A 2,606-nucleotide genomic window follows, 5' to 3' on the forward strand; every position below is an offset into this window, starting at 1 on the left:
GCGTTAAAAAAAAAGCTTGACAAACCTTATGTTTCACGTAGGGTGAAACATATATGTTTCACCCTACGTGAAACATAAGGTTTGTCAAAGAACTTGTTTTTTTTTTTTGTCAATATTATTTATTATTTTTTTATTACTTTTTTTATCGATTTTGTAATATTTTTTCGAAATATAAAAAATTAAATTTATATATGTTGATTTTTTATTATTATTGTAATAAAATGTTTTTATTGAAACACTTTGTTTCATAATTGAAACGTATATGTTTCAATTTTAATATGAAAGGAGTTTAAAAAAATGTCTAAAGAAAATAATGATCCTCACAAATCTAAGTTTAAAAATTTTTATCAAATTAATAAAGAACATTCCAATAAATTAATTGCACTTGCAATGAAAAATCCTAAAGCACATGGCTTGTTATTATTTATCTTGGATAATATGGACGGTTTAAATGCTCTACAATGCTCTTCTGTTGTCTTTCAGGAAGCTCTAGGAATGTCCCGAACTACAATTTATAGACTTATTAAATTTTTAGAAGAGAACGGTTTTATAGCAATTTTAAAATCAGGTACAAATAATGTTTATGTTGTAAATGACGATTTAGCTTGGTCAAGTTGGGGAAATAATAAAAAATACTGTAAATTTCCAGCCACTGTTATTCTATCTGGTTCAGAAAATAGTGAATTTTTAAATCAACTGAAAAAAGTTAAAAAGACTAAAACACCAAAGGTAGAAATTAAAGAAAAATAAAAATGACGAAAAAAATAATGTAATCACAGAAGATTAAAATAAAAAAGCTAAAGGAAAAATATAGTTTACTAACTAAACTAAGGATAAATGAAAATAAAAAAACTGATGAAAATAAAAAAAACTTTAGAAAGAATCTAAAGTTTAAATTAAAAAATAAAAAATTAAATTAAAATTATGGCTTATGCCACAAAAAAGAATAAAAAATTGATGAAGAGGTTGTTTGCTGCAATCTCTTCTTTTTTTTCTTTTACTTTATTTTATTATAGCTAATTTAATTTTATTTATCAATTGTATTCATTAATATTTATGAATTCAGTTTATTCCTAAGTATTAGTGTAATACACATAAGTTCTACCACTTTAATTTTTCTTTTAGCTTTTTTATTTTACTTTCCATTGATACACTTCTTTTTTCTAACTGCTCTTTAGTTTTATTTTTATAAGATTCTCTTTCCAATTGCTCTATTAGTAAACTATTTACTATTTCTGAAACTGTAAGACCTTTATTTTTAGCTAATTCTTTTAATTTTTCTTTTGTCTTACATTCTATTCTGATTGTAAGACTTGCATTTTTTTTATTTTCTACACCCATTTAAGACTCTCCTAAAAACTCTCTTAACCTTTATATTCTCTGTGTCTTACACAAATCCTTTTATGTCTTACAATTATATTTCTGTACTTTTTAAATAATGTTCTGCAATTATCGATATTCTATTATGACCTAGTGCTTTACTTACTTCCAGCATTGCAACTTTATCATATTTAACACCTTTTAAATCACTTCTACAAATATAAACTTCACTCTGAAATGCTCTATTGGTTCCCTTATTTATTTTATCAAACGGAATATCTTTTATATCTCTTGCTATTTGCTTATAATATTCAGTTGCATAATCCGCTCTGTATGAATGTATATCTGCTCCATTAGGAATTTTATCAAAAATTTTAGTTTCATTTTTAATATTCATTAAATCAATAACCTCTTTTATTTGTTCCGATGAACCGATTATTGGTACAATACGCTCTCTTCCTCCTTTACTACCTCTTGTAACGTGTATTTTATACTTATTGTCCGTTTTATCTAAAATTAAGTCTGTACCTCTTAATTGAGCTAATTCTGCCCTTCTCAAGCCTGTTGCTCTACAAAATTTAATTAACTCAATATTATTTATATAACTAAAATGCTTATCACGTATTTTAACACCACGACTTCTTATTATTTCTGCTCTATGTCTTACATTAGTTTTTATTCCAAATTCTCTACTGGAACAATTGTATAGTTTAGCGAATGTTGCCATTTTTACTTTTTGTGTAGACGCTGTATGTCCTTTTTTTATACAATCCTCCATATAGTTATTTATGTATTTTTTGCATTCATCTAATGTTTTACATTCATAGTGATCCTTACAATACTTTGCAAAACTATTTGCTTGTTGCATATATGTTTTATAAGTATCCCAACTATAAATTTTTTGATTAGCTGTTCCATTTATTTTAGCTAAATGTTTTGATTCTCCTATTCCTAATTTTTCATCAAAAACTTTTTGAATTTGATAAGTTAATGAACCTAACTTCACTCTATTTCTTGCCATTATTTTTACCTCCAATTTTATAGTACTTTCTGTAATCGTTAACAATTATTTTTATATATGACTAATAACGATAAAAGATTTTATCGCTTAAATTTTTTTAAATATTCAATTTGTTAAAGCTCGCACAACCAATTTATTTTTTTTGAATATGACAGGTAATAGTCATATTTTTTTCCTTATAAACCTAATTTTTTTAGGGAAACACTTTCAAAAAAGATTACTCATATTTTAATTATAATAAGGCTTTAGATAGATTTTATAGTTT

Annotated in this window: 3 protein-coding genes; 1 reads left to right on the forward strand and 2 read right to left on the reverse strand. The window is 24.7% G+C overall.

Annotation, left to right across the window (positions count from 1 at the left end; translation table 11 throughout):
• The first annotated feature begins 297 nt into the window (after positions 1-297).
• Complete coding sequence (locus ACRDDY_RS04960; protein WP_438563866.1) at positions 298-750, forward strand: helix-turn-helix transcriptional regulator; 453 nt, start codon at positions 298-300, stop codon at positions 748-750.
• A 351-nt stretch (positions 751-1,101) separates the two neighbouring features.
• Here ACRDDY_RS04960 and ACRDDY_RS04965 read toward each other — a convergent pair whose 3' ends face one another.
• Both ACRDDY_RS04965 and ACRDDY_RS04970 read right to left on the reverse strand, forming a co-directional pair.
• Positions 1,102-1,341 (reverse strand): hypothetical protein, encoded by a 240-nt coding sequence (locus ACRDDY_RS04965; protein WP_438563867.1) that lies wholly within the window; start codon positions 1,339-1,341, stop codon positions 1,102-1,104.
• 73 nt (positions 1,342-1,414) lie between these two features.
• Positions 1,415-2,341 (reverse strand): integrase domain-containing protein, encoded by a 927-nt coding sequence (locus ACRDDY_RS04970; protein ID WP_438563868.1) that lies wholly within the window; start codon positions 2,339-2,341, stop codon positions 1,415-1,417.
• Positions 2,342-2,606: the final 265 nt, after the last annotated feature.

Source organism: Clostridium sp. (assembly GCF_051656525.1).
Lineage (GTDB): Bacteria > Bacillota > Clostridia > Clostridiales > Clostridiaceae > Clostridium.

Coding starts and splice junctions, on each gene's coding strand:
- ACRDDY_RS04960 (WP_438563866.1), top strand. CDS start 298: ATGTCTAAAGAAAATAATGATCCTCACAAATCTAAGTTTAAAAATTTT.
- ACRDDY_RS04970 (WP_438563868.1), bottom strand. CDS start 2,341: ATGGCAAGAAATAGAGTGAAGTTAGGTTCATTAACTTATCAAATTCAA.
- ACRDDY_RS04965 (WP_438563867.1), bottom strand. CDS start 1,341: ATGGGTGTAGAAAATAAAAAAAATGCAAGTCTTACAATCAGAATAGAA.